Raw genomic sequence first — 23064 nt, 5'->3', positions numbered from 1 at the left:
CATCCCGTACCGCCGATGCGTAGCTAATACAAAAAAGGCTGTGTTCGCGCTAGTTATGTGAACTGTAATTCGTTGCAGAGGTCATACGCATCGTCGAGTTAACTCATGAGGAGTGGCGATGCGCGGCCTGACGTTCGACGAATTGTTCGCCATGTTGCTGGCGGTGCAGTTGTCGCCAGAACGACCTGGCCCGGCTACGGGAATGGATCGGCGGCATCGCGGATCCGGCCGAGTGCATTGCCCTGATCGAGCAGGCGGCGGCGGGCCGGCCGTGTCCGCACTGCGGCTGCGCCCGCAAGCACCGCTGCGGCCAGGCAAGCGGACTGCAGCGCTTCCGTTGCCTCACATGTGGGCGCAGCCACAACGCATTGACCGGAACGCCGCTGGCGCGGCTGCGCAAGAAGGAGCTCTGGCTGCCGTATCTGCAATGCTTGCTCGAATCGCGCACGGTGCGTGATGCCGCGCAAGTCGTCGGTGTGCATCGTACGACCAGTTTTCGATGGCGCCACCGGTTCGTGCCCGGTGCCATGCGCGACCGGCCGGCAACGCTGTCGGCCATCGTCGAAGTCGACGAGACGTATCGGCTCGAATCGCAGAAGGGGGCACGGAATCTCGCGCGGCCGCCGCGAAAGCGGGGTGGCGTGGCCAAGCGGCGGGGTATCAACCGGGAACACGATTGCCTGCTCATCGCGCGCGACCGCAGTGGCCGTACGCTCGATTTTCATACGGGGCGCGGCCAGGTGACGGTGGCGCAATTGCATGAGTACCTCAAACCCGTGCTGCCGGACGACGTCCTCTTGATCACCGACGGCGCCATCGTATATCGGCATTTCGCGGAGCAGGCCGGCATCACGCATGAAGCGGTGAACGTGAAAGCGGGCATCCGGGCGCGCGGCGCGATTCACATTCAAAACGTGAATAGCTGGCACAGCCGCTTCAAGAGCTGGCTGGTGCGGTTCCGCGGCGTGGCGAGCCGCTACCTGATCCATTACTCGGGATGGCAGCGCATGCTGGACGATCGTCGGCTCACGAAGCCGGCTCATCTGCTGTGCGCTGCGGTCCAGCTCGGCTAGGCGAGCGGGTTACCGAATCATCGCGAACACAGCCTACAAAAAGACGTCACTCGGCGTCGATTGATGCACGTCGTGAATATCAGTGACTTTTCCGGCTAGGCTACCTGCTTTGCTGGATGGTTTGCATTGTTAATTGTCGCTCGCGCGGCCGCAAACATGTCACTCCCTCACCTTTCGCATCCCAAGTACCGGCGCGACATCGACGGTTTGCGCGCCGTCGCGGTCCTGTCGGTGGTCGCCTTCCACGCCTTCCCGGAATGGATCAAAGGCGGATTCATCGGCGTCGACGTGTTTTTCGTGATATCGGGTTATTTGATCTCGACGATTATCTATGAAAACCTCGACCGCGGGACATTCAGTTTTACCGAGTTTTATCTCCGTCGCGTCAAGCGCATTTTCCCGGCGCTGCTGCTCGTCCTGGTGTCCTGTTACGCGTTCGGCTGGTTTTCCCTGCTGGGCGACGAATACATGCAACTCGGCAAGCATATCGCCGGCGGCGCCGGCTTCGTTTCCAACCTCGTGCTATGGAGCGAATCCGGTTATTTCGATAACACGGCCGACACCAAGCCGCTACTGCACCTGTGGAGCCTGGGTGTCGAGGAGCAGTTCTACATCTTCTGGCCACTGTTGCTGTGGTTCTCCTACCGCGTACGCCTTGACCTGCTCAGTATCGGCATACTGGTTGCCCTGTTGTCCTTCGGCTTGAATCTGCACCAGGTCAAGGTAGACGCCATTGCGGATTTCTATTCGCCGCAAACGCGTTTCTGGGAGCTGATGCTGGGAAGTATTCTCGCCTGGGTGACGCTGTACAAGCCCAACTTCACGGCCGCGAACGCGCCTCGGCTGGAACGATGGTCCAGCACCATGTCCGTCGTTGCGGCCCTGCTGCTGGCATTCGGTTTCTGGCACATCGACAAACGCCTCGGCTTTCCAGGCAAATGGGCGCTCGTCCCCGTACTGAGCGCGGTGCTGCTGATCTTCGCGGGTCCTGGCGCCTGGGTCAATCGCGTGATCCTGTCGAACCGGATCGCGGTATGGATCGGGCTGATCAGTTTTCCGCTGTACCTTTGGCATTGGCCATTGCTGACGTATGCCCGAATTCTCCACAGCAAAGTGCCGGCTGCTCCGGTGCGCGGCGCGATCGTGCTGGTGTCCATCGTCCTTGCCTGGCTGACTTACCGGCTGGTCGAAAGGCCCGTACGGCTGGGCCGCCGCCGCGCCGGGTTCAAGGTGGCAGCGCTGGTGGCCCTGATGCCGGTCGTCGGGGTGGTGGGCTACGACACGTTTGTCAGGTACGGGCTCGCTTTCCGCGAGGTCGTGAAGATCAATACTTCGATCGCTACCGGCAACGACGGCGGTCCGGGCGTGGAACTCGTGCACGATTGTGGATTGAGCGAGACCGACAAAGCCTTGTTCTTCGGCTGCTTCAAGGATCCGCGCGGCCCCGTCACGTACGCGTTGCTGGGCGACAGCAAGGCAGGCGCGCTGTGGCCCGGCGTCGTACGTACCTCGAGCGCCGCGGGGCGCTGGCTCCTGATCGGCGATAACGGACCCGGCGGCGGTTCCGTGCCGATCTTGTCCGACAACCGTATCTTCAATCCCTACCGGACTGTTGCAGCGTCCATGGTGAACGCGGCGGTGGCGAATCCGGACATCCGGGTAGTCGTCATTGCGACATCCGCGCGCGCAATGTTTTCGCTGGAGCACGACTACACCATCGAAGACCTGCCTACGAGTAACAATCGCGATGCGGTCGCGGCAGGCTTGCGTAACACCGTCGAAAAGATCGTTCGCGCCCGCAAGAAAGTCGTGCTGGTCGTCGACAACCCGACATTGGCCCATCCGGAGGATTGCCTTGGCCGCATCACGTCGATTCCTGTCGTGAACAAGCTGTTTGTCGCAGAAAATGAGAACTGCAGGATTTCGCTGGATCGGCAACTGCAGTTGTCGCAGAAATACCGTTCCGTCCTGGAGGATGTGCGCGCAGTATTTACCGACGACGTGGCGCTGTTCGAGACGGCGAAATATCTGTGCGACGGCGTGACCGGTTATTGCGGCATGCGCAAGGACGGCCGTTTCCTGTACGGCCATACGGACCACATATCGGACTATGCCGCGGGGCTGATCGGCAAAGATCTCAACGCATTCCTCGACGCGAACAGGTCAGGAACTGCTTCTCTCAGTCCAGATCGTCTTCATCCGCCCCCCGCTCCAGCTGCGGAATGACTTTGACGAGCAGGATGCGCGGCCCGTTGGTCTTCTTGACGACGACGTCGAATTTCGGGAATTCGATGCGCTGCCCCTGCTTGGGAATATCCCCCAGCTTGGCCATCAACAGCCCGCCGACGGATTCGACTTCATCGAGCCCCATCTCTTCGTTGTCGATGTCGATGCCGAGCACGCGTTCGAGCGAGACGATCGGCAGGCTCGCCTTGCCGATGTAGGTGCCGTCGCCCTGCGGCAGCCAGTCGTTTTCGTTGAGGCGGAACTCGTCGCGGATTTCGCCGACGATGGCGCCCAGCAGGTTGTCCAGCGTGATGAAGCCGACCGGACGCTTGCCTTTCTCTCCGATCAGCGCGAAGTGCGGGGCGCCGCTGCGGAACCGGCGGAACAGCTCGATGGCCGGCGTGCGCGCCGAGATCAGGTCGACGGGACGCAGGTAATCCGTCAGGTCATCGACGTCCTTACCGGACTGCTCGGCGAAAAACAGGTCCTTCAGGTGGATCACGCCCAGCACTTCCTCGCCGTCCTCGTCGAAATACGGGTAGCGCGAAAAGCGGTTGCGGCGCATCGTGTCGAGGTTCTGCTCGAGCGAGCGGCTCGCGTACAGCGCGCTCACCTCGTTAATGGGGCGCATGAGGTCCGCCACCGTGTGCTGGGCGAACTCCAGCGACTGCGCGAGGATGTGGCGCTCGTCGTGCGTGAAGCGTTCGGCCGGCGTGCCCGTGTTGGTGCGCAGGATCAGTTTGAGTTCGTCGTTCGAGTAATGCGTTTCGTGGCCGCCCACGCCCGAGAGGCCCGCGACGCGCAGCACGAGGTTGGCGCTTTCGTTCAGCAGCCAGATGGCCGGATACATCGACCAGTAGAAGCCGTACAGCGGCACGGCGCTCCACAGGCCCACGGCTTCCGGCACGCGGATCGCCAGCGACTTCGGCGCCAGCTCGCCCACGACGATGTGCAGGAACGAGATCACGCTGAACGCCACGACGAACGACACGCCGTGGATGATCTGCGGGCTCGTGACGCCGAGCAGCGAGAACACGGGTTCCAGCAGGTTCGCGAACGCGGGTTCGCCGACCCAGCCCAGGCCCAGCGACGCGAGCGTGATGCCCAGCTGGCACGCGGACAGATAGGCGTCGAGCTGGCTGTGGACCTTGTAGAGGATGCGTCCGCGCAGGCCGCCCGTTTTGGCGATGGCGCGCACGCGGGTCTTGCGCAGGGTGACGATGCCGAATTCGGCCGCCACGAAGAAGCCGTTCAGCGCCACCAGCAGCAGCGAGAGAACGACGAGCAATACGTTTTGCATAGAAGGTATGTTTACTCGAAAGGCAAAAGCCGAGCTGCATTGTAACGGTCAGGCCGCCGGGTGCGTCGCTTTTCGCGATCCCGCCAGGATGGCCTCGACCGCCGGGTGCATGATCTTGCGGTCGCTCGAGATCATGTAGAACTGTTCGCGCACCGTCGGAACAAGCCCGACCCGCACGGCGCCGAACTGCTCGGCGACATCGTCCGCCAGCGCGGCCGGCGCGAAGAACAGGCCCAGGCCGCGCCGGCCGAACGTGTTGAGCAGCGCGTTGTCCTCGAACTCCCCGACCACGTCCGGCCGCACGTGGTGCTGTACGAACCACTCGTCGATCTTGCCGCGCAGGGCATTATTACGTGCCGGCAGCAGGAACGGCGCGCCGTTCAGATTCTTCGGGAACTCGTCGTCCGCGCCGCCGTAGCGCTGCGCGAGCGCGGGCGTGCCCACGACCACCATCTCGCTGTCGAACAGCTGGTGGCTGAACACTTTCAGGGTCGCGCCGGCGCGCACTTCACGGTCGGTCAGCACGACGTCCAGCTTGTGCAGCGCGAGGTCGGCCAGCAGCGCCTCGAACTGGTCTTCGTAGCAGACGATGCGCACGGGGCGGTCCATGCGCGTGACGGCTTCCAGCATGCGGTAGGCCGACAGCTTCGGCAGCGAGTCCGAGATGCCCACCGTGAGACGCGTGCGGCCGCTGTCGAACTCGTTCAGCGCCTCCTGCATCTGCTCGCCCAGCAGGAAGATCTGGTCGGCATAGCCCAGCGCCAGCCGGCCCGCTTCCGTCAGCACGAGGCGCCGGCCCTGCTGCGCGAACAGCGTCTTGCCCAACGATTGCTCGAGCAGCGTCAATTGCGAACTGACCGTCTGCACGGCGAGGCCCAGCCGTTCGGCGGCACGGGTGATGCCCCCTTCGTTGGCCACGACCCAGAAGTAGTACAGGTGGCGGAAATTGATGTCGGATTTCATTATCACGTGAATAACGCAGGTTTTTTCGAAGTGATTCTCTTGTTATCTTCGCTTTTTCGCTTGGATCATCGCCTCTACACTGCGCCTTGTCAACAACACATATCCCAAGAAGGGACATAAGAATGAAGCATTTTAGGGTGTCATTCATCGTCACGGCGCTGTGCCTGCTGGGCTCGGCATGGTGGGGCTACGAGCATGCCGGCGTGGCCGGCGCGCTGACGGCGATGGGTATCGCCGCGATTCTCGCGGTCATGGAAGTCTCGCTGTCGTTCGACAACGCGGTGGTCAACGCCTCCGTGCTGAAGACCTGGGACGCGTTCTGGAAAAAGCTGTTCCTGGGCGTCGGCATCATCATCGCCGTGTTCGGTATGCGCCTGCTGTTCCCGCTTGTGATCGTCGCGGTGGCGGCCGACCTGGGCCTGATGGACGTGTGGAACATGGCCTTGCAGGATCCGAAGCAGTACTCGATGCACCTGACGAACCACCACGCGGAAGTGGCGGCATTCGGCGGCATGTTCCTGCTGCTGGTCTTCCTGAACTTCCTGTTCGATGAAGAGAAGGAACACCACTGGCTCGGCCACTTCGAAGCCAAGCTCGGCTCGCTCGGCAAGGTGTCGTCGATCGCCGTGATGATCTCGATCGGCGCGCTGATGGCCAGTCTGTCGCTGGTGCCGGAAGCCCAGAAGATGGTCGTGCTGATCTCGGGCCTGTGGGGCATCCTGATCTACGTCGGCGTGGACGTGCTGTCGAACCTGCTCGAGAAGTCGGAAGAGGGTGGCGGCGACGTCGGCGAGATGGTCAAGCGCGGCGGTATCGGCGGCTTCCTGTACCTGGAAGTGCTGGATGCATCGTTCAGCTTCGACGGCGTGATCGGCGCGTTCGCCATCACCAACGACGTCGTGATCATCATGCTGGGCCTGGCGATCGGTGCGATGTTCGTGCGTTCGCTGACGGTGTACCTGGTGGAAAAGGGCACGCTCGACCAGTTCGTGTACCTGGAGCATGGCGCTCACTACGCGATCGGCATCCTGGCCTTGATCATGCTGGCGAGTATGAAGTTCCACGTGCCGGAACTGGTCACGGGCCTGGCGGGTGTCGCCTTCATCGGTGCCTCGGTGTGGTCGTCGATCCGGTATCGCAAGAAGCAGGAAGCGTTGGGATTGGATCGTAAAGAGTTAGCAGCAGTGGAATGACGTAGGGCGGGCACCCCGTGCCCACGCGGAAGCAGGCGATACGCAAACGCCCGCGTGGGCGGAGGCCGCCCACCCTACGAAAAGAATACGCGGCGAACGGCAGAACACCAGTTCACCGCATGTGGCAACCAGGGTGTTCACATCAAAACGAAGGAGAATCATCATGGCAATCAGCTTGCAAAAAGGCGGTAACGTCAACCTGTCGAAGGAAGCACCGGGCCTGTCCAGCCTCAAACTGGGCCTCGGCTGGGACGTGCGCGCCACCGATGGCGCCGCGTTCGACCTGGACGGCGTCGCGTTCCTGCTGAACCAGTCGGGCAAGGTCCGCTCGGATGCCGACTTCATCTTCTACAACAACGCCAAGTCGTCCGACGGCTCGGTGACCCACTCGGGCGACAACCGCACCGGCGCCGGCGAAGGCGATGACGAGACCCTCAACATCGACCTCACGAAAGTCCCGGCCGACGTCGACCGCATCGTGCTGGCCGTGACGATCCACGAGGGCGATACGCGCCGCCAGAATTTCGGCATGGTCGGCAAGGCGTTCATCCGCTGCATCAACGCGGCCAACAACAGCGAGATCGCCCGCTACGACCTGTCCGAAGACGGTTCGACCGAATCGGCCATGATCTTCGGCGAGGTGTATCGTAACGGCGCGGACTGGAAGTTCCGCGCAGTGGGCCAGGGTTTCAACGGCGGCCTCGGCCCCCTCGCCAAGAACTATGGCGTGAGCGTCTAATTTAAAACGCCGGCCTGAAAGGAAGCTAGAAATGCCAGTGTTTACCGTGACCGGGGACGTCGATCCCTTCCTGCATGTATCGCTGAAGCGCGGTGAGACCATCTACTGCGAATCGGATGCGATGGTCATGATGGAATCGACTCTCGACCTCAAGGGCAAGATGAAGGGTGGCCTGGGCAGCGCGCTGATGCGCACCTTCGCCAACGGCGAGTCGTTCTTCCAGCAGCACATCGAAGCGACCCGCGGCGACGGCGACTGCCTGCTGTCTCCCACGTTGCCGGGCGCGATGCAGGTGGTCGACTGCGGCCCGAACCAGTTCATCATCAGCGACGGCGCGTTCGTCGCGGCCAGTTCCGGCGTCGACCTGCGCGTGCGCACCCAGAGTCTCGGCAACGCGTTGTTCGCCCAGAGCGGCGGCTTCTTCGTGACCGAGACGTCGGGCAGCGGCCAGGTGGTCGTCTCCGGCTTCGGCTCGATGAACGTGCTCGATGTGGAACCGGGCAAGGACGCGATCATCGACAACTCGCACGTCGTCGCCTGGGACAGCACCCTGCACTACGAGGTCTCGATCACGACCGGCACCAGCGGCGGCTTCCTGGGTAACCTGATCAACAGCCAGACCAGCGGCGAGGGCCTCGTCCTGCGCTTCTCCGGTCGCGGCAAGATTTATGTCTGTTCGCGCAATCGCGCCACGTTCAAGGCGTGGATGCAGGCGCCCGGACGCTGACAATCAAAGGAGTATTAGCTATGGCAGTCAATCTGCAGAAGGGCCAGAAGATCTCGCTGGAGAAGGAAGCCGGCGGCGCCCTGTCCCGCGTGACGATGGGCCTCGGCTGGGACGTCGCGAAGTCCGGCGGTTTCTTCGGCTTCGGCGCGAAGAGCCAGGCGGTCGACCTCGACGCGTCGGTCGTGATGTTCGACGAATCGAACCGCCCGGTCGACGTGGTCTGGTTCCGCCAGCTGAAAAGCCGTGACGGCAGCATCACGCACACCGGCGACAACCGCACGGGGGCCGGCGACGGCGACGACGAACAGATCGTCGTCGACCTGCGCACGGTGCCGGAGAACGTGAGGTCGCTCGTCTTCACCGTCAACAGCTTCACGGGCCAGAATTTTTCGACGGTCCAGAACGCGTTCTGCCGCCTGTTCGACACGAGCAACGGCAAGGAAATCGCGCGCTACGACCTGTCGGTGCAGGGTTCGCACACGGCCCAGATCATGGCCAAGCTGTACCGCCATAACGGCGAGTGGAAGATGCATGCGATCGGCGAGAACGGCACTGGCCGCACCTTCGACGACCTGATGCCGCTGATCGTCCCGCACCTCTGATGTAATTTTTTTGTCGTCCCTGCGGACCAGTCTCCGTCCGCAGATCCAACGTGGGCGGCTTGGCGCCCACGCCCTTTAACGGCTCCCTCGTGGAGCCGTCTTTTTTTGTAAATATCGCTTGACGGCGATACGCCTCGGGCGTACTGTATTACTCAATTAATACAGTAGACACCATGCCCGCACACACCGCCAACCTGTTTTCGATCGCGACCGGCTCGTCCGAACCGATCTACCGCCAGCTCGTCGAGCAGGTGCGCCGCCTGTCCGCCAGCGGCCAGCTTCGTCCCGGCGACGAGATGCCGTCCGTGCGCGAGATCGCGCAGGCGCTGGCGCTCAATCCGATGACCGTCTCCAAGGCCTACAGCCTGCTGGAGATGGAAGGCGTGCTGGCGCGCCGCCGCGGCCTCGGCATGGTGGTCGCCGAGTCCGCATCCACGCAGCCGGCCGACCGCGCCGATCTGCTCCGTCCCACGCTCGAGCGTGCCGCCGTCGAGGCGCGCCAGCTCGAGCTCGATCCAGAAACCGTCCTGTCCCTGTTCGCAACTATTCTGAAGGAAACAAAATGAGTGCCGCCATCGTTCGCATGTCCTCGGTCAGCAAGTATTTCGGCAGCCAGCGGGTGCTTGCCGATCTCGACTGGCAGATCGCACCCGGCCAGGTGGTCGGCCTGCTGGGCCGCAACGGCGCCGGCAAGTCCACGCTGCTCGAATGCATGCTCGGATTGCGCGAGGCCGACGCCGGCAGCGTTGCGCTGTTCGGCGAAGACGTGGCGAGGCTGTCGGACGACGCACGGGGCCGCATCGGCTATGTCCCGCAGCGCACCGACCTGTTCGACTGGCTGACGCCCGTGCAGATGTTCGATTACTTCCGCGCGATGTACCCGCGCTGGAACACCGGCAAGGTCGACGGTCTGCTGTCGCGCTGGGACTTCGGCCCCGAGCTGCGCAACAAGCCGATCAAGCGCCTGTCCGGCGGCGAGCAGCAGAAACTGGCCATCATCCGCGCGCTGGCGCACGAGCCGGAACTGCTGATCCTCGACGAACCCGTGTCCGCGCTCGACCCCGTCGGTCGGCGCGAATTCCTGCGCGAGCTGGTCGACCAGGTGATCGAGCGGGGGACGAGCGTCGTGTTCTCCACGCACATCCTGTCCGACCTGGAGCGCGTCGCGTTCGACCTCGCGTTCTTGAAAGATGGCCGCATCGCGCTGCAGGGCCAGACGGATGCGCTGCTGGAAGGCGCGCGCCGCGTCGTCGTGCCGGCCGCCACGTTGCCCGGTGCGCCGCTGGCGGGGGAGGTGCGGCGGCGCCACGAGGGGGGCATGACGAGCGTGATCGTGCAGGCGCAGGGCGACGACGTCGCGCGCCTCGCGCGCGAGCCGGGCGTGCGCGTGGAACCGCTGACGCTGGAAGACCTGTTCATCGAGGTGACGCAATGAACGCCGCGCTGCAGGATTGTCGGGCGATCTGGCGCGCGGCGGCGGCGCAGCGCGAACCGGGGTCGCTGCGCGGCGTTTATCTGGTGGCCGGCGCCATCGCCTCATGCGGCATCATCGTGGCCGTGCTGGGCGACCTGTCTCCCTTGCAGGCGCTGCGCTTTGCCATCGCCGTCGTCTTCATGGCGTTGGCGTTCATCTGGACCTTCCTGTTCGTACCCGGTTCCATCCGCCTGAATTCGCCCATGAACGCATGGCTGCTGCCGCGCCAGCGCCGCCGCCTGCTGCAGATGACGGCCGCGTACTTGTGCATCGCCACGCTCGGCATTGCGTACGGCCTCGGCAACTGGGCCGTGCTGCCGATCGTCGCGCTCGGCACGCTGTGCCTGGCGTTGATGATGGCGGGGAACAAGTACGTCGTGGTCTTGCTCGTGTTGGGCGGCAACGGACCGTGGCTGGTGCACTTCATACTGCCGCCCGCGTGGGTGGAAGGGATGACGGGCAACGCCGCCTTCTGGGTCATGAGCATCCTGGTCCTGCCCGCCGCGGTGTGGGGCCTGCGCTGGATGTATCCGGCCGGCGGCGACGCTTTCCTGGCGCGGCGCGGCGACCAGATCAGGCGCCTGAACCACTTCGCCTTCCGTACGGAACAACGACAGCCCATGCCCGACGGTATGGCGTGGCAAGGCAACTTGTCGTTGTACCGCGTCGCGCTGCGTTGCGAGCGCCGGCGCGCCGATCCGGGCACGATGCTGATGCATGCGCTGGGACCGATGGCGCACTGGACTTCCTGGGGCGGCGCCATCGTCGTGGTCATGGTCGTCAGCGTCGTCGTGCACATCGTGCTGGCCGTGCCGCGCGGCGCGGCGGCGCAATCGTTCGCCGGCGTGTTACTGGACGCCGGGCCGGCCATGATGGCGCTCGTCGTCGCATTCAGCACGGCCCAGTATGGCCAGCAGCTGCGCCGCACGCAGGGCGAGCAGGCCTTGCTGCGCCTGACGCCGCTGGCCGGCAATGCCGCGCTGCTGAACCGGCGCCTCGCCACGCGGCTGCTGCGTCAGGCGCTCGCGGTGTGGATGTTGTTGACGGCAGCCTTGACGGGCGCGTCGTTCATGGCAGGCATGGGACCGGATGGGCTGCTGCGCCAGCTCGGCCTGTGCAGCCTGGCCGGGCAGGTGGCGATGATGGGACTGCTGGGCGATTACGCGAGCGTCCGCGGCGGCTGGAACCTGGCCCTGGGCCTGCGCGCTGGCGCGTACGCCCTCGTGCAGGCGCTCGTGGCCGTGGCCCTCGGCAAGCTGACCGGCACCACGGCCTGGCCGTGGCTGATCGAACTCTCGCTGGCCGTCTGCCTCGTGCAACTGCGGCTCGACTGGAAGCGCATGCTCGCCGCGCCGCCGGCCTTCCCGGCAGGCCGGCTGGGGTGATCAGTGCCCGCGCTTCTGCACGAGCGCCGTGCCAATGCCGTGGCGGTGGCCTTCGCTGACCGCGGTCACGGTGCCGTCGGGATTGAACACGATCGCGTTGGCGGCGCCGATCTCCTCGGGCTTCGCTTCCCACTTGTGGCCGAACTGTTCCAGCGCCTGGGCCTGCGGGGTGTCCGTAAAACCCGGTTCGACCGAGGTCTCTTTCGCGTTGCGCTGCGATAGGCGGGGCGCGTCGATGGCCTGGTCCATCGTCATGCCGAGGTCGATGTAGTTGACGATCGTCTGCAGCACCGTCGTGATGATCGTCGCGCCGCCCGGGCTGCCGATGGTAAAGGCGGGCTTGCCGTCCTTGAAGGCGATCGTCGGCGCCATGCTGCTGCGCGGGCGCTTGCCGGCTTCGGGAATGTTCGGCGCCGGCCCCGTGAAATCGAAGTCGGTCATCTCGTTATTCAGCAGGAAGCCGTAGCCCGGCACGACGATGCCGCTGCCGCCCCACGACTCGATCGTGAACGTGTAGGCCACGACGTTGCCCCATTTGTCCGACACCGTCAGGTGCGTCGTGTGCGTGCCTTCTTTCATGATCAGGTTCTGCTGCGGACGCAGGGGGAAGCTCTGGTCGTTCTCGTACAGGAACGCGTCGCCGGCGGGGACGACGCCCGCCGCGCGGTCCGGCCGGATCAGAGAGCGGCGCTGCGCCGCGAACTGCTTCGACAGCACGCCTTCGATGGGCGCGTCGACATATTCCGGGTCGCCGAGGAAGGCGTTGCGGTCGGCAAAAGCGAGGCGGCTCGCTTCCAGGTACAGGTGTTCGACGTTCGCGCGCGGCATCGACTTCAGGTCGAAGCCTTCGAGGATGTTGAGGGCCTCGGCCACCGTCACGCCGCCGCTGCTGGGCGGCGGCATGCCGTAGATGTCGTAGCCGCGGTAGGTGGAGCGGATCGGCTGGCGGATGCGCGCCTCGTAGTTGGCCATGTCCGCGAGGCTCATCGTGCCGGGGCGGACCTGGACGCCCGCCGTGACGGGCGGGCGATTGACCGCGGCGACGACGGCCTGCGCCAGCGGGCCTTCGTAGAACACCTTGTAGCCTTTCGCCGCCAGCTCGCGGTAGGCCCTGGCGAGGTCCGGGTTCTTGACGACGGTGCCGGCCGGCAGGGCCTTGCCGTTCCTGAGATACAGCTTGCTCGTCGTCTCGAACATGCCGAATTTTTTCTCGTTCTCGACGATCAGGCCGTGCATCGTGTCGCTGACGGGGAAGCCCTTCGTCGCGACCTGGATCGCGGGCGCCAGCACCTGCTTGAACGACATCGTGCCGTAGCGCTCCAGCGCCTCGTGCCAGCCGCGCACGGTGCCCGGTACGCCGACCGATGCGCCGCTGGCGACGGCCGTGTCGAAATCGATCGCCTTGCCGTTCTCCTGGAAGACGGAAGGACTGAACGACGCGGGCGCCGCCTCGCGGTGGTCGATGGTGACGACACGCTTGTCCTTGGCGAGGTACACGACCATGAAGCCGCCGCCGCCGATGCCGCAGCTGAACGGATCGGTGACGCCCAGCGTGGCCGCCGCCGCGACGGCCGCGTCGATGGCATTGCCGCCCTTGTTGAGGATCGCGAGCGCGGAGGCCGACGCCTTTTCGCTGATCGTGGCGACGGCACCGCCGGTGCCCGTCGCGACCGGAGTCTTGGCCAGCGCGAGCGGCGGTGTCAGGACGATGGAGAGGATCAGGCCGCAGGCGAGGGTTTTGGCGGAAGTGGTCGACGTGGTCATTTGGCGGAGATCTTGAGCGTGACGGGAATGATGTCGCTGGGGCGCAGCGTGCCGGCCGCGCGCGCGGGCGGGATCGCGGACGTGTCGAGCGTGACGCGGGCCCCGTGCAGCGCCGCGGGCGTGGCCGTCGGCTGGTCGGGACCGAGCGTGAATTCTTCGGCGCCGTTCGGGCCGTCGATGAGGAAGCGGAAAATCAGCCGTCCGGCCCAGACGCAGCGCGTGTTCGCGGGACAGCGGCTGTCGCTGTAACTGTCGTACGTGAGCACGGCGCCGCGCGCGAGGACGACGCTTTGCTCGGGCCGGAGCGGGTACACGGCGTCCTGCGGCGGAGGGGAGGCGCAGCCGGCCAGGATCGGCATCGACGCGGCCGCCGCGAGGGCGGCCAGGGACGGCAGTTTCATTGGGCGTCCGGTTGTTGGTGTGAAACCAATCATAGCAAAATCGCCAGTCCAGGCCGGCGCGCTTGCCGTTCAGTGGCGCTCAGACGAGCGGATAGCGCTGGAAGACCGGCAGCGCCTCCGCACGCGAGGTCCAGGCGGCCAGGCGCGGGAAGTGGTCGGGCGACACGATCTGCGGCACCATCAAGCGGACGAACGACCACGTGACGGCGGCCGTGACGGCAGCCTGGTCGAGTGCGTCGATGTCGAACGCGTCCGTCTCCGCTTCCAGCAGCCCGAGCGCCGCGAGCAATTGCTGCTGCACGCGGTCGAGCCACGGCTGGTGCTGTTTTTCCTGCGGGCGCAGCGAGTACTCGTAGACGATTTGCGCCGTCTTTTCGCAGGCCGCCAGCGCCGGGCCGATGGCACGCAGCGCCTGCGCCCGCGCGGCCGGGGCGGCCGGCAGCAGGGAGTTGCCCGCCAGCGCGTCGCCGTATTCGAGCATCAGCGTGGAATCGATCAGGAAGGAACCGTCGTCCAGCACGAGCGTCGGCGCCTTGACCGTCGGATTGATGGCGGAGAATTCGTCGAAGTTGCGGAACACGGACAGTGCCTTGTGCTCGAACGGAATGTTCTGCAGGTCGAACGAGATGGCGACGCGGCGGACGAACGGTGAATCGAGCATGCCGATGAGTTGCATGGAATCTCCTGGTGGGTTGCGGTGGTCTTCCATTCTATTTCCTTCTGGACAATGATGTGCGTTATGCATCATGACTTGACGATGGCACGTCCCGCGGCGCATATTTGAAATCGATTTCATACATGGGGAACAGCATGGAAAAGCCAGCACCTTCCACGCCGCGCGTGACCGCCATCGACCTGCTGCGCGGCCTCGCCGTGATGGGCATGATCATGGTCGCGTACGCGGGCGGCTGGGACCGGCGTTTCACGTTCCTGACGCATGCCGACTGGCGCGGCTTCGCCATCGCCGACATGATCTTTCCGGCCTTCCTGTTCTGCGCAGGGGCGGCGCTGCCCTTTGCGCTCGCGCGGCGCGCGGGCCGGGGGAGGGCGGCCCTCGTCGGCCACGTGCTGCGCCGCTCGGCCGTGCTCGTCGCGCTCGGCGTCGTGCTGAACCTGCTGCCGGGCTTCGACTTCGCCCATGTCCGCCTGCCGGGCATCCTGCAGCGCATCGGGCTGTGTTATGCCATCGTGGGTACGGGGTGCGTGCTGGCGTTGCGGCGCGACGGACTGCGGGTCTCGGTGCCGGTGGCGGCCAGCGTCGCGCTGCTGGTGGGCTATGCCGCGCTGCTGCTCGCGTGGGATGCGCCCGGCTGCGGGCGCGCGTGCTTCGACTCCCTGCACGCGCTGCCGGCCGTCGTCGACCGCGCCGTGTTCGGCGTCCCGCACCTGTGGCCGTGGGGGAAGACCGGCGACGTCGTCACCTTCGACCCGGAAGGCCTCGTGTCCACCCTGGGCGCGCTCGTCAACGTGCTGTTCGGCGTGGCGGCGTCGCTGCTGTTGATGCGGTCGCACAAGCGCGCCACGCTGACGGCCCTCGCGATCGCCGGCGTGGCCTGCCTGCTGGCCGGCTTCCTGCTCGATCCGCTCGTGCCCATGGTGAAAAAACTGTGGACGCCCAGCTTTGCGCTGGCGTCCGGCGGGTTCACGCTGCTGTCGCTGCTCGTGCTGATGCGCCTCGTGCCGCCCGGCCAGGAGGCGCCCGCGTGGACCCGGCCGGTCCTCGCCTTCGGCACCAATGCGACGCTGGCCTTCGTCGGCATCACGCTGATCGATACGGTGATGCAGCTGCCGCTCGGTGCCGGCAGCCTGCACGACCTGCTGGCCGCGTGGCTGGCGCAGGCGATTCCCGAAGCGCGGGTGGCCTCGGCCGCGTATTCGGCGTTGCTGCTGCTCGTGCTGGGGGCAGGGCTGTGGCAGCTGTTCAAGAGGCGCATCGTCATCCGGATCTGAAGTATGCTGGCGCTCTTGAACCCGACAGGAGGCTGGACATGACACGTTTGACCGCAGCGGATTTCGACCCCGAGGTACTGAAACTGTTCGACGGCTATGTGCACGGCCGCGTGTCGCGCCGCGATTTCCTGTCGCGTGCCAGCCGCTATGCCGCCGGCGGCACGACGGCCGCCGCGTTGCTGGCGCAGTTGTCGCCGTCGTTCGTCGCGCCGCTCGTCGCGCCCGCGGACGCGCGCCTGAAGACGCGGTACGTCGACTTCCCGTCGCCGCAGGGCTACGGCAAGGTGCACGGCTACCTGGCCGAGCCGGCCAATGCGAAAGGAAAGCTGCCGACGATCCTCGTCGTGCACGAAAACCGCGGCCTGAACCCGCACATCGAGGACGTTACCCGCCGCGTCGCGCTCGACGGCTATGTCGCCTTCGCCCCGGACGCGCTGACCCCGCTGGGCGGCTATCCGGGCGACGAAGACAAGGCCCGCGAACTCTTCCCCAAGCTCGACCAGGCGAAGACGCGCGCCGACTTCATCGCCGCCGCCCACGCGCTGGCCGCGCTGCCGCAGGGCACGGGCAAGGTGGGCGTGGTGGGCTTCTGCTACGGTGGCGGCATCGCCAACTACCTCGCGACGCAGTTGCCGGACCTGGCCGCCGCGGTGCCGTTCTACGGCATGCAGCCGCCCGCGGCCGACGTCGCCCGCATCCGCGCGCCCCTGCTGATCCATGACGCCGGCAAGGACGAGCGCATCCTGGCCGGCTGGCCCGCGTACGAGGCCGCGCTGAAGGCGAACCGCGTCGACTACCAGCACTTCGTCTACCCGGGCGTGGAGCACGGTTTTAATAACGACACGACGCCGCGCTACGACGAAGCGGCCGCGACACTGGCGTGGGGCCGGACGATGACGTTCTTCAAGGCGAAGCTGGCGTAGCGGCGCGTTTGATAATTGGTGAGTCTTGCGCTCGTCCGGCCGTGCTATCGTGCCCTCCGCACCCTATCGTTAATGACTTGTGGAGAGAACGTTGAAGATGTTGCTGAGCTATTTCAAGCGCCCATCCCCGGTGTCGAACAAAGACGAGGCAGCCGACGCTCCCGAACCTGCCATGGAAGCGTCCGAGGCGCCCGGGGTGACCGACGCGCCCGACGCCGATGGTCCCGGTCACGTGACGACGGACATTGGTGGCAAGTACTACCGTATCGAGTCCGACGACAACTACCTGGACCACATCCGCGGGGTATTCGAACCCCACATGGTCCAACTGTTCGATTCATTGGTGGCACCGTCCGACACCGTCCTCGACATCGGCGCCAATATCGGTTGCACGTCGATCCTGTTCGGCAGCCGCGCGCGCCGGGTCGTCAGCTTCGAACCGTCCCCGACCACGTTCGGGTTCCTGAAAAAGAACCTGGACGCATCGGGATTGCACAACGTGACCGCGCTGAACCTCGGGCTGGGCAAGACCGAAGGGCGTTTCGAGCTGACGTTTTCCGCCAATAACCGTTCAGGTGGATTCGTATCGAACAAGATGCAGGCATCGGCGGGGCACCAGGTCGAGGCGATCGAGATTGCCCAGGGCGATACGTTCATCCAGGGCGCCAACCTGGACGGCGTCGATTTCATCAAGATCGATGTCGAAGGATTCGAGCGCGACGTCATCGAAGGCCTGCGCGACACGCTGTCGACCTGCAAGCCGACGGTCACCCTCGAACTGAACCATTGGTGCCTGAACGTATTCCAGCGCATCCCCATCCCCGATTTCTTCGATTTCCTGCGGGGCGTCTTTCCTTACCTGTACGCGGTCGACATGGACGACATCCGCGACCTCCACAATGCCGACGATGCCTACCACGTCATGTATCACCACGTCGTCGGGGGCTTCAGGTATCCGAACATCGTGGGCGCCTTCGACCCTGCCAGGCTCCAGGCATTCGCTGGCAGATTCGGGCGCACGATTTCGTAGACGGCATGTCCAAAAAACAAAAGGCACCCTGGGGTGCCTTTGTCGTTGGGCTGCAAACGGCTTACACGTAAGCCGCCAGCGCGGTTTTCATCTTCTTCAGCGCGGCCGATTCGATCTGGCGGATACGCTCGGCCGACACGCCGAATTCCTCGGCCAGCGTGTGCAGCGTGGCGCCCGAGCCGTCGTCGTTGGCCAGCCAGCGCGCTTCCACGATGCGGCGCGAGCGCGGGTCGAGTTTCGACAGGGCCGTTTCCAGGCCTTCCGATTGCAGGCGCACCACTTCTTCGGCTTCCAGGACCTTGGTCGGTTCCTGCTGGTCCGAGGACAGGTAGGCGATCGGCGAGAACTTGTCGTCTTCGTCGTCGGTCGGCGCTTCCAGCGCGATGTCGCGGCCGGACAGGCGCGTTTCCATCTCGATCACTTCTTCGCGCTTCACGTCGAGCATCTTCGCCAGGTCGTCGACTTGTTGCGGCGACATGGCGTCCAGGCCCTGTTTGTTGCTGCGCAGGTTGAAGAACAGCTTGCGCTGCGCCTTGGTCGTTGCAACCTTGACCAGACGCCAGTTCTTCAAGATGTATTCGTGCATCTCGGCCTTGATCCAGTGCATGGCGTAGGACACCAGGCGGACGCCCTGGTTCGGGTCGAAACGCTTGACTGCCTTCATCAGGCCGATATTGCCTTCCTGGATCAGGTCGGCGTGCGGCAGGCCATAGCCCAGGTAGCCGCGTGCAATCGACACGACCAGGCGCAGGTGCGACAGCACCAGTTTCTGGGCCGCGTCCAGGTCATTCTTTTCCTGCAGGCTCTTAGCCAGGGAAACTTCTTCCTCGTGGGACAGCATCGGCAGGCGGTTCACTGCCGAGATATAGGCGTCGATATTACCGAGATTGCCACTGAAACCCAGTCCCAGTGCATGACTGCCGGCCGGAACCAATGCGGATTGTGCGGACATAGTCACTCCCTCGTAGATAAACTGCTGCATCGTCTCGCCATCTCCAGAGCCCCGAAGGCGCAGCTGGCTGGCTTGTAGTCGGGATGCTGACGGTGCTATCAAAACCATTTCCCGCGATAGTCTGACGTAATATTAGCACTCTCTTGAGGTGAGTGCTAGGCGCCACCATATCCCTTACGATGGGTTTAAGTTTCATTAAAGTATTGCCCGCAGGAATCAAAAAAAACGGTTCGATTCAACTGTAGAGCAGGTACGCGCGGTTCAGTTGATACGGCTCAAATGTGACGCTCATATCGTTTGAAATCGGTAGAAGACAGGTTAGGCGACGCGTGCTGCGCTTTCTGTTGGCTGGCGCACGTTGCCATGTAGGTGGATGCCTCGCGTCCGCTGCCGGATTTGACTGGCCAGCAGCGGACGGGTTCACGGGGCGGGCGAAAAAAGAATGCTTACTTGAGCCGCGCCAGATGCCTCTGCACCGACAACATGGCCCCAACGAGGCCCAGCCCGGCACTGATCGCCAGCAAGGCCGCCATGCCCAGCGGCGGCAGCGGCGCCAGCTGGAATTCCGACGCGTACAGCCGGGCAAACTCGGCGATGGCCGTGTTCAGCGGACGCAGCGCCAGCGTAACGGCACCCAGCGCCACCGCACCCGCGCACAGGCCCAGCAGGGCGCCCGTGTAGTAGAACGGGCGGTGGATGAAGTTGTCGGTCGCGCCCAGCAGTTTCGACACGGCGATTTCCTCGCGCTGCGTCAGCACCTGCAAACGGATCGTGTTGAACACGACGGCGATCACGACGACGCCCAGCGTGATCGCGAGCAGCAGCAGCGCCAGGCGCAGTATGCCCAGCAGGGCTGCGAGGCGCTTCACCCAGGCCGAGTCGATTTGCACGGAGTCGACGTCCGGCAGGGCGCGCATTTGCTCGGCCAGGCCGTCCACGCGCGCGGCGTCGGCGCCGCTGGCGAAGCCTTCCAGCTTCATCACATAGCTGTCCGGCAGCGGGTTGTCGCCCAGCGTCTCGATCACGTCCGTGAGACCGCTCTTTTCCTTCAGGCTCGCCAGCGCCTGTTCGCGCGGCACGAAGCTGACCTTCGCATGGCTGCCGTGCAGGATCTGCTGCAGCTGCGGCGCGAGGGCCTGGGCCTGGTCGCGCGGGGTGTCGGTCTTGAGGAACAGGCTGATTTCCGGATCGACGGACAGTTCTTGCGATAACGGGCGCACATTGTCGAGCAGGGTGACGCCGGCGAAGGGCAGGGCCAGCGCGACGGCGACGACGAGCACGTTGAACAAAAAGCTGCCCGGCGCCTTGCGCACGTGGGACAGCGCGGCGCCGAGCGCGAAGCGGTGCTGGCGGAACCAGATGTTCATGCGCCACCTCCCGTCACATGGCCGTGTTCGAGGCGGATCACGCGCGCAGCGCTGTCCAGGATCTGGTCGTCGTGGGTCGAGATGACGCACGTGACGCCCACGGCGTGGAATGCGTGCAGCGCGTCGATGACCTTGTCGGCCGCGGCGCGGTCGAGGTTCGCGGTCGGTTCGTCGGCCAGGATGATCTGCGGGCGGTTGACGATGGCGCGGGCGATCGCCACGCGCTGCTGTTCGCCGCCGGACAGTTCCATCGGCAGGGCGAAGGCGCGGTCGAGCAGGCCGACCTTGTCCAGCGCCGCGCGGGCACGCTGTTCGGCTTGCGCCCTGGGCGCGCCGGTGACGATCAGCGGCAGCATCACGTTGGCCAGCAGGTGACGGTCGTTCAGCAGGCGCTGGTTCTGGAAGATCAGGCCGAGGTTGCGGCGCAGGAAGGGGATGCCGGCCTTGCGGATGCGGCCGACGTCCTGCCCGTTCACGATCACGCGGCCGGACGTCGGACGCTCGATGGCGGCCACCATTTTCATCAACGTGGACTTGCCGGCGCCGGACGGGCCGGCCAGGTACACCAGCTCGCCCTTGGCGATGTTCAGGGATACGTCGGACAGCGCGAGCGTGTCGGCGGAATCCGAGTACTTCTTGGAGACGGACTGGAATTCGATCATCGTGCGTATTATCCCAGCAGCGCCTCGGCGAATTCGTCGGCGCTGAAGGGTTGCAGGTCCTCCAGCTTTTCGCCCACGCCGATGAAGTACACCGGCACCGGACGGGTGCGTGCGATGGCGGCCAGGATGCCGCCCTTGGCCGTGCCGTCCAGCTTCGTGATCACGAGGCCGGTCAGCTGCAGCGCGTCGTCGAACGCCTTGACTTGCGCCAGCGCATTCTGGCCCGTGTTGCCGTCGATGACGAGCAGGATTTCGTGCGGCGCGTCTTCCATGCCCTTGCCGATCACGCGCCTGATCTTCTTGAGCTCTTCCATCAGGTGCAGCTGCGTGGGCAGGCGGCCGGCGGTGTCGACCATGACGACGTCGACGCCGCGCGCCTTGCCCGACTGGACGGCGTCGAACGCGACGGCGGCCGGGTCGCCCGACTGCTGCGAGATCACGGTGACGTTATTTCTCTGGCCCCACACCATCAGTTGCTCGCGCGCGGCGGCGCGGAACGTGTCGCCGGCGGCCAGCAGCACGGATTGTTCATGGCGCTGCATGTGCTTGGCCAGCTTGCCGATGGTCGTCGTCTTGCCGGCGCCGTTGACGCCCGCGATCATCATCACGAGCGGCTCATGGCGGCCCAGCTCGAGCGGCTTTTCCAGCGGACGCAGCAGGTCGACCAGCAGGCCCTTCAGCGCCACCTTGACGGCGGCCGCGTCGAGCAGCTTGTCTTCCTTCACCTTACGGCGCAGGTTGTCCAGCAGGAATTGCGTGGCATCCATGCCGGCGTCGGACATCAGCAGGGCGGATTCGAGTTCCTCGTACAGGTCTTCGTCGATGCGCGCGCCGACGAACAGCAGCGACAGGTTGCTCGACGTCTTGGCCAGGCCGGCCTTCAGGCGCGACATCCAGGAACGCCTGGCTTCCGCTTCGCTGACGGGACGTTCGGCGGTTTCGGGGAACAGCTGGCCTTCGTAGGCCGTCGAAGCGCCCGCAACAACTTCCTCGGGCGCGGCCGGTGCGTCATCGCCACCGCCGAACAGGCGGCGCAGGAAACCCGGCTGCTCGGCTGGCGTGGCGACGCCCGGCGCTTCAGCCTCCGGGGCCACGGGCGCCGCGGGTTCGACCGCAGCCGGCGTCTCGGCTTCAGGTTTTTTCTTTTTGAAGAAACTAAACATTGTGTATTCGGGAGGGCGGCGGAATGCCGGATAGGGTCGCGCGTATTCTACCAGAGCGGGAACACACTTCTGAGGTGCGCCTGCTCGACCATATTGTGGCTAGAATACAGCTCAACAATACCACTCCGCTCACCGTGCTGGAATTTAGTACGTAACGGGTGTAAATTGTGAACATCGATAAGAAGACGCGTCACCGAGGGACGATCGTGAACGTATCCAGGTTTATCAAGAGGCTCATCGCCGGCGATCACGTGGTGGGCAGTTCGGCGCCATCGCTGCGCAACGTCATCGTCTGGCTCTTCATTGCCCTTGTCGCCCTGTTCCTGACCCATCCATCCAGTCCCGCCAGCGCCTTCGACGCGCCGGTGCCGTGGCCGGCCGAACTGGGACTCGACGGCAACCTCGGCATGTAATCTGCGCTGCTGGTATCCTGTTATTTCCGAAGGACACCTTGCGGTTGCAGCGCCATGAAACACAGACTTTTTCTTTTCGACCTCGACGACACCCTGCTCGACTTCAAAGCTTCCGAACAATTGTCGTTCGACCGCACGATGCGTGCATTGGGCCTGGCCGCGCTTCCCGACGGGCTGTTCGCCCGCTACCAGGCCATCAATACGGCACTGTGGCGAAGCTTCGAGACGGGCACTGTCTCCAAGGATTTCCTGAAGGTGGAACGCTTCCGCCAGACCTTCGCCGCGAGCGGTCTCGACCTCGATCCGGAAGCGGCCAGCCGCCTGTACCTCGAATCGCTGTCGGACACGGTCGTCCTCATCGACGGCGCGAAGGAACTCTGCGCGACCCTGGCCGCCATCGGCGAGGTGGGCATCATCACGAACGGTGTCGAGCAGATCCAGCACCGCCGCATCGCCAGTGCCGGGCTGCGCGACCATGTGTCGTTCGTGGCGACGTCGGAGGCGTGCGGCCATGCGAAGCCGGACAGCCGCTTCTTCGACTACACCGTGAGGATGGCGCGCGCGTTCACGCATGCGGAAACGATCATCGTCGGCGACCGCCTCGATGCCGACATCCTCGGCGCCAACCGCTTCGGCATCGAAAGCTGCTGGTTCAATCCCGGCGGCCTCGCCAACGACACGCATGCGCTGCCCACCTTCGAAGTGGCGCGCCTGCATGACGTCGTCCCGGCCCTGCGCGGCCTGGCCGTGGCTTGAA

23 protein-coding genes are annotated in these 23064 nt (G+C 64.8%); 14 read left to right on the top strand and 9 right to left on the bottom strand.

The features are described 5' to 3' along the window. Positions 1–368: 368 nt before the first annotated feature. Complete coding sequence (locus ACL58G_RS30940; RefSeq protein WP_440964341.1) at positions 369–1073, top strand: IS1595 family transposase; 705 nt, start codon at positions 369–371, stop codon at positions 1071–1073. A gap of 156 nt (positions 1074–1229) precedes the next feature. Next, positions 1230–3299 carry an acyltransferase family protein gene (locus ACL58G_RS30935; RefSeq protein ID WP_440964339.1) on the top strand — a complete coding sequence of 690 codons (2070 nt, stop codon included), beginning with the start codon at positions 1230–1232 and terminating at the stop codon, positions 3297–3299. Here the strand turns inward: ACL58G_RS30935 and ACL58G_RS30930 are convergent. Together ACL58G_RS30930 and ACL58G_RS30925 are read right to left on the bottom strand one after the other, a co-directional pair. Next, positions 3253–4599: a hemolysin family protein gene (locus tag ACL58G_RS30930; RefSeq protein WP_413386861.1), complete on the bottom strand. Its 1347-nt coding sequence runs from the start codon at positions 4597–4599 to the stop codon at positions 3253–3255. The genes ACL58G_RS30935 and ACL58G_RS30930 overlap by 47 nt on opposite strands. Positions 4600–4647: 48 nt before the next feature. Beyond that, positions 4648–5562, bottom strand: coding sequence for a LysR family transcriptional regulator (locus ACL58G_RS30925; protein WP_440964336.1), 915 nt, complete (start codon positions 5560–5562; stop codon positions 4648–4650). A 122-nt stretch (positions 5563–5684) separates the two neighbouring features. Here ACL58G_RS30925 and ACL58G_RS30920 point away from each other — a divergent pair, with 122 nt between their 5' ends. The 7 genes from ACL58G_RS30920 to ACL58G_RS30890 all read left to right on the top strand — a co-directional run bounded on the left by ACL58G_RS30920 (position 5685) and on the right by ACL58G_RS30890 (position 11682). Then, positions 5685–6755 carry a DUF475 domain-containing protein gene (locus ACL58G_RS30920; protein WP_440964334.1) on the top strand — a complete coding sequence of 357 codons (1071 nt, stop codon included), beginning with the start codon at positions 5685–5687 and terminating at the stop codon, positions 6753–6755. Positions 6756–6918: 163 nt separating this feature from the next. Then, a complete protein-coding gene (locus ACL58G_RS30915) occupies positions 6919–7494 on the top strand; it encodes a TerD family protein (protein ID WP_413386864.1) in 576 nt (191 codons plus the stop codon). Between the two features lie 31 nt (positions 7495–7525). Further along, entirely contained in the window at positions 7526–8221 is a 696-nt protein-coding gene (locus tag ACL58G_RS30910; RefSeq protein ID WP_413386865.1) for a TIGR00266 family protein, read from the top strand. 20 nt (positions 8222–8241) lie between these two features. Beyond that, positions 8242–8823 carry a TerD family protein gene (locus ACL58G_RS30905; protein WP_413386867.1) on the top strand — a complete coding sequence of 194 codons (582 nt, stop codon included), beginning with the start codon at positions 8242–8244 and terminating at the stop codon, positions 8821–8823. Positions 8824–8996: 173 nt separating this feature from the next. Continuing rightward, positions 8997–9389, top strand: a complete 393-nt coding sequence (locus ACL58G_RS30900; RefSeq protein ID WP_440964331.1) for a GntR family transcriptional regulator — start codon at positions 8997–8999, stop codon at positions 9387–9389. Next, on the top strand, positions 9386–10258 hold the full coding sequence (locus ACL58G_RS30895; protein WP_440964329.1) for an ABC transporter ATP-binding protein: 873 nt from the start codon (positions 9386–9388) through the stop codon (positions 10256–10258). The genes ACL58G_RS30900 and ACL58G_RS30895 overlap by 4 nt, the downstream gene beginning before the upstream one ends. Further along, positions 10255–11682 carry a hypothetical protein gene (locus ACL58G_RS30890; protein WP_440964327.1) on the top strand — a complete coding sequence of 476 codons (1428 nt, stop codon included), beginning with the start codon at positions 10255–10257 and terminating at the stop codon, positions 11680–11682. The genes ACL58G_RS30895 and ACL58G_RS30890 overlap by 4 nt, the downstream gene beginning before the upstream one ends. On the opposite strand, the gene ggt is transcribed toward ACL58G_RS30890, so the two are convergent. The 3 genes from ggt to ACL58G_RS30875 form a co-directional block, all read right to left on the bottom strand. Beyond that, entirely contained in the window at positions 11683–13446 is a 1764-nt protein-coding gene (gene ggt, locus ACL58G_RS30885) for a gamma-glutamyltransferase (protein ID WP_440964325.1), read from the bottom strand. After that, on the bottom strand, positions 13443–13847 hold the full coding sequence (locus ACL58G_RS30880) for a hypothetical protein (protein ID WP_440964323.1): 405 nt from the start codon (positions 13845–13847) through the stop codon (positions 13443–13445). Before ACL58G_RS30880 ends, ggt begins: the two co-directional genes overlap by 4 nt. 79 nt (positions 13848–13926) lie before the next feature. Continuing rightward, positions 13927–14523, bottom strand: a complete 597-nt coding sequence (locus ACL58G_RS30875; protein WP_440964321.1) for a glutathione S-transferase — start codon at positions 14521–14523, stop codon at positions 13927–13929. 134 nt (positions 14524–14657) lie between these two features. Here ACL58G_RS30875 and ACL58G_RS30870 point away from each other — a divergent pair, with 134 nt between their 5' ends. From ACL58G_RS30870 to ACL58G_RS30860, 3 genes are all read left to right on the top strand, one after another. Further along, the gene (locus ACL58G_RS30870) at positions 14658–15797 is read left to right on the top strand and encodes an acyltransferase family protein (RefSeq protein WP_440964319.1); all 1140 of its coding nucleotides are present in this window, start codon (positions 14658–14660) and stop codon (positions 15795–15797) included. 38 nt (positions 15798–15835) lie between these two features. Next, a complete protein-coding gene (locus tag ACL58G_RS30865) occupies positions 15836–16720 on the top strand; it encodes a dienelactone hydrolase family protein (RefSeq protein ID WP_440964317.1) in 885 nt (294 codons plus the stop codon). Between the two features lie 97 nt (positions 16721–16817). Next, complete coding sequence (locus ACL58G_RS30860; protein ID WP_440968169.1) at positions 16818–17750, top strand: FkbM family methyltransferase; 933 nt, start codon at positions 16818–16820, stop codon at positions 17748–17750. Between the two features lie 61 nt (positions 17751–17811). Here ACL58G_RS30860 and rpoH read toward each other — a convergent pair whose 3' ends face one another. The 4 genes from rpoH to ftsY form a co-directional block, all read right to left on the bottom strand. Beyond that, the gene (rpoH, locus tag ACL58G_RS30855; RefSeq protein ID WP_413337570.1) at positions 17812–18702 is read right to left on the bottom strand and encodes an RNA polymerase sigma factor RpoH; all 891 of its coding nucleotides are present in this window, start codon (positions 18700–18702) and stop codon (positions 17812–17814) included. Positions 18703–19148: 446 nt separating this feature from the next. Continuing rightward, positions 19149–20069 (bottom strand): permease-like cell division protein FtsX, encoded by a 921-nt coding sequence (gene ftsX / locus ACL58G_RS30850; RefSeq protein ID WP_440964314.1) that lies wholly within the window; start codon positions 20067–20069, stop codon positions 19149–19151. Beyond that, entirely contained in the window at positions 20066–20731 is a 666-nt protein-coding gene (locus ACL58G_RS30845) for a cell division ATP-binding protein FtsE (RefSeq protein ID WP_440964312.1), read from the bottom strand. The genes ftsX and ACL58G_RS30845 overlap by 4 nt, the downstream gene beginning before the upstream one ends. 8 nt (positions 20732–20739) lie before the next feature. Then, the gene (gene ftsY, locus ACL58G_RS30840) at positions 20740–21894 is read right to left on the bottom strand and encodes a signal recognition particle-docking protein FtsY (protein ID WP_440964310.1); all 1155 of its coding nucleotides are present in this window, start codon (positions 21892–21894) and stop codon (positions 20740–20742) included. A gap of 167 nt (positions 21895–22061) precedes the next feature. On the opposite strand from ftsY, the gene ACL58G_RS30835 reads away from it, so the two are divergent. Together ACL58G_RS30835 and ACL58G_RS30830 are read left to right on the top strand one after the other, a co-directional pair. Then, the gene (locus tag ACL58G_RS30835) at positions 22062–22307 is read left to right on the top strand and encodes a hypothetical protein (RefSeq protein WP_440964308.1); all 246 of its coding nucleotides are present in this window, start codon (positions 22062–22064) and stop codon (positions 22305–22307) included. 54 nt (positions 22308–22361) lie between these two features. After that, positions 22362–23063 carry a YjjG family noncanonical pyrimidine nucleotidase gene (locus ACL58G_RS30830; RefSeq protein WP_440964306.1) on the top strand — a complete coding sequence of 234 codons (702 nt, stop codon included), beginning with the start codon at positions 22362–22364 and terminating at the stop codon, positions 23061–23063. The last annotated feature ends 1 nt before the right edge of the window (position 23064 follow it).

This window comes from Massilia sp. GER05 (genome assembly GCF_052056005.1).
Lineage (GTDB): Bacteria > Pseudomonadota > Gammaproteobacteria > Burkholderiales > Burkholderiaceae_D > Telluria > Telluria orientalis.
The sequence above is the reverse complement of the archived record's forward strand: the minus strand, read 5'-3'. Positions and strand labels throughout refer to the sequence as shown.